The following is a 3,056-nucleotide window of genomic DNA, read 5'->3' as shown; positions in this document are numbered from 1 at the left end:
AATTTTTCTCCAACAGGACTTTCTGGAGAAGCTCAACGGTGAGTTTAGAGGTCTTTTAGAAGAAATTCTTGAATCTAGCTTGTGTAGAGAGTTAAAAAATCTCTTGGTAGATCGAATTGAAGATATCCTAAAAGCAATACGTAGATACCATATAGAGGGAACTAAAGGACTAGAAAAAGTTACTAAAGCATTGGTGTGTGATTTAGTGATGACGGAGCCTAGTCTTAAGGATAAGAATAATCCCACCTTCAAACATGTCACAGCATGGGTTCTTAACTTACTTGTATATATCACTCCTAGCCCTTATGACATTATTGGTGCTGTTCCCGATATACACGACTTCTGGAAACCTACATTTGAAGAGCTAGTCGCAAATCGTGAGAAGGTTGAGCAAATTATTTGTGAAGCACCAACTATTCAAGAAGCTCTCAAGAAGACTTCAACCACATTCGCTAGGCAACCTCAGAAAAGCATTACAAGCGGTAAAGAACTAAAAGCCCTTCCTGCTTCTAAAGAAGAGCTAGAAGATACTACGGACAACTAAAGTAATCCCTAAGCTTTTCAGAAATTAAACAGGAGAGTTTTCAAGGATAACTCCTGATTCTAGAGTGCTATCTATTAGGTCTGATGATTAATTTCTAAGAAAAAGATACTATCTACTGAAATTGCTCGATATCACCCCCGTCTCAGTAGTAATCAGTAGTTATCACTGACAATGCAACCTCAATCGTCTCACCTAATATTACTGTTATGGGTGCCCTTAAAAAACGTGAAGCGATGGCAGACAGCAGTTTAATCTCGTGAAATTATGCACGACGCTGACGCATTTTACTCGCTGAGAGCGATCGCTAGCTTATGACAGAGCTAGGTCGCGTTGGGTTCTTCTGGATCTTCCCCAAGCGGTTGCTGTGTAGCTTGTCGAATGTGCAAAATGCGAACCGTCGATGCCCCTTCCAAAACCGTAAAGAGAATACGATAGGAGTTGCGCCCTTTGCCATAAAGTAGCTGTCTGATTTCTTGACTAAAGTACTGATTCTCCCGTGTTAAAGGGCAGCGTTTCGGCATTTGAGATAGGGAGCTGATCGCCTGCAATAAGCCCAAATACCATTGGCTTGCTTTCGCGGGAGTGGTCACTTGAGATAACCGCAGAAAAGCATTATCTGCCTCAGCTTCTGCCACACTTGAGATTTCGATACGGTACTTCATCTAATCGGCTGACAGATTGTACCTGTGACGCTGTTCTTCAGCAAAATCTTCAAAAGACCGAAATCTCTCCGTCTTAAAGTCATCCAGACCTTGCTGAATTCCCTTGATCGTCTCTTCTAAGTCTTGCTCTTCCGCTTGTAAAACACTAGCTAGCAATTGAGATGCAACGAGACTAACATCCTGACCTTGTCGGGCAGCTCTATCCCGCAACAAGGCTTCTAACTCAGGGCTAAGGGTGACAACAATTGGCATAGCGGTTTTGGTGTGAGCTTTTGGTGAGCATTCTAGCAATGATGCTGATGTGTTTTACATGCTGGAAGCGATCGTCTTTCTGGGAAACTGAGGGCGATCGTTGGAAGGATTTTCAGCGCAAGCTCTGATTAATTATCAAGACTGCTTCTCAGAAATGGGAGGCAGTTTTTTAACGCCATAGGATTGCGATCGCCCACAAGCAATCCAACTTGCTCGTGGGCGACATTGGAATGCAGATTTACATTGAGAATCCGGCAATCGTAGAAATTGGTTTTACTTTGGCTCGTGAAGAGCAAGGTAAAGGATATGCACAAGAAGCTGTTCAAGCTCTGGTTTGTTCAATATTTGAACTTGGATACATCAACCAGATCGTCGGAATAACTGATATGCGAAATGAACCGTCTATTGATTTGCTTAGGCGCTTGGGAATGAATCTAGTGCGATCGGATGAGGTGGAGTTCAAGGGTGAATTGTGTATTGAGCAAACATTCGAGTTGAGAAGAGAGGATTGGTTACTGCACAAAGCAGGCTAACCCTACGTTGGGGCGGCTGGAATTAAGCTCTTTGTACGGAATTCAAAGTTACTTATCACTGCTCAACTTGGTCGTTAGGCTGCTTAGTTTATTCCCCGGCAAATGTATCCTCCGCTAGTAGATGCATAACCTTACGCCATGTAGTTTCCCCTTCTCGTCCGACAACTTCAAACACCCGCGCAAAACGTTGTCGTTGATCGCCGGATAATTGGCTCTCCAAACATAAGCCCGATGGTGTAAGGGTTAGGCGTTTGATTCGGCGATCGGTGGTGTCAATATTAGATTCGACTAGCCCTAATTGGGTCAGTTGCCGTAATGGACTGTTCAAAGACTGTTTACTGATTCCGAGAGTCGCCAGTAATTCGTTAACGCTTAATCCTGGCTTGCGACCAATAAAATATAGAATCCGATGATGGACACGCGAGAGACCACGCTCAGCAAGTATGGCATCTGGCTTTGCAACAACTGCGCGAAAAGCAAAGTGCAACGCTTCCAGAGCCTCATTCAGTTCTTTTTCCCGATCGCTTGGCGAACTATTTAGGTCAGTCATGTTGACATATTAATCGATGTTCAGCTAATTTGAATATGTCAACCTAGATGACCTATTTTGTAACCATGCCGATCCTCAACGCAGATTTCGCATTAAGCTTTGCCCGCAGTTGGATCGAGGGCTGGAATCAACATGACATCGATGCTGTCCTGAGCCACTACACGGATGACTTCGAGTTGGCTTCCCCTTTGATCCCCTCTATTGCTGGAGAATCTAGCGGCATTCTACATGGCAAGGCGGATGTGAGAGTTTACTGGAAGAAGGGGTTAGCGCAAATCCCTGACCTTCATTTTGAACTGAAAGAAGTCTTGACGGGTGTCGATAGCATCACGCTCTATTACCGAGGGCATCGGGGCATGGTGACTGAAGTACTATGGTTCGACGGTAGTGGGAAGGTAAAGAAAGCTTGGGCTTGTTACGCCATTAACATCACAAGGGAGGGTTATGAAGCAATCGCCAATTTCAGCTGAATCGATTTCAGCACCGCTCGGTAAGACGATCTATCCAGAACCTTA

The 3,056-nt window shown here is 44.4% G+C and carries 6 protein-coding genes; 3 read left to right on the top strand and 3 right to left on the bottom strand.

All coding sequences use genetic code 11. From position 1 onward, the window contains the following. The coding region (locus H6F80_RS27550; RefSeq protein WP_190794715.1) for a hypothetical protein at positions 1–544 on the top strand (544 nt) is incomplete at its 5' end. A 320-nt stretch (positions 545–864) separates the two neighbouring features. Here H6F80_RS27550 and H6F80_RS27545 read toward each other — a convergent pair. Both H6F80_RS27545 and H6F80_RS27540 read right to left on the bottom strand, forming a co-directional pair. Continuing rightward, positions 865–1,206, bottom strand: coding sequence for a type II toxin-antitoxin system RelE/ParE family toxin (locus tag H6F80_RS27545; protein WP_190794714.1), 342 nt, complete (start codon positions 1,204–1,206; stop codon positions 865–867). Further along, positions 1,207–1,458, bottom strand: a complete 252-nt coding sequence (locus H6F80_RS27540; RefSeq protein ID WP_190794713.1) for a hypothetical protein — start codon at positions 1,456–1,458, stop codon at positions 1,207–1,209. Positions 1,459–1,640: 182 nt separating this feature from the next. On the opposite strand from H6F80_RS27540, the gene H6F80_RS27535 reads away from it, so the two are divergent. After that, the gene (locus H6F80_RS27535; protein WP_190794716.1) at positions 1,641–1,991 is read left to right on the top strand and encodes a GNAT family N-acetyltransferase; all 351 of its coding nucleotides are present in this window, start codon (positions 1,641–1,643) and stop codon (positions 1,989–1,991) included. 88 nt (positions 1,992–2,079) lie between these two features. On the opposite strand, the gene H6F80_RS27530 is transcribed toward H6F80_RS27535, so the two are convergent. Next, positions 2,080–2,541, bottom strand: coding sequence for a MarR family winged helix-turn-helix transcriptional regulator (locus H6F80_RS27530; RefSeq protein ID WP_190794712.1), 462 nt, complete (start codon positions 2,539–2,541; stop codon positions 2,080–2,082). Positions 2,542–2,588: 47 nt separating this feature from the next. On the opposite strand from H6F80_RS27530, the gene H6F80_RS27525 reads away from it, so the two are divergent. Beyond that, the gene (locus H6F80_RS27525; protein WP_190794711.1) at positions 2,589–3,011 is read left to right on the top strand and encodes a nuclear transport factor 2 family protein; all 423 of its coding nucleotides are present in this window, start codon (positions 2,589–2,591) and stop codon (positions 3,009–3,011) included. Positions 3,012–3,056 lie beyond the last annotated feature (45 nt).

Origin of the sequence: Leptolyngbya sp. FACHB-711 (genome assembly GCF_014695615.1) — a bacterium.
Taxonomy (GTDB): Bacteria; Cyanobacteriota; Cyanobacteriia; order Elainellales; family Elainellaceae; genus Leptolyngbya_A.
This window is presented reverse-complemented; position numbering and strand designations above follow the sequence as displayed.

Bases quoted from the DNA above. Each gene is read 5' to 3' on its own strand.
- H6F80_RS27540 (WP_190794713.1), bottom strand. From the start codon at position 1,458: ATGCCAATTGTTGTCACCCTTAGCCCTGAGTTAGAAGCCTTGTTGCGG.
- H6F80_RS27545 (WP_190794714.1), bottom strand. From the start codon at position 1,206: ATGAAGTACCGTATCGAAATCTCAAGTGTGGCAGAAGCTGAGGCAGAT.
- H6F80_RS27525 (WP_190794711.1), top strand. From the start codon at position 2,589: ATGACCTATTTTGTAACCATGCCGATCCTCAACGCAGATTTCGCATTA.
- H6F80_RS27530 (WP_190794712.1), bottom strand. From the start codon at position 2,541: ATGACTGACCTAAATAGTTCGCCAAGCGATCGGGAAAAAGAACTGAAT.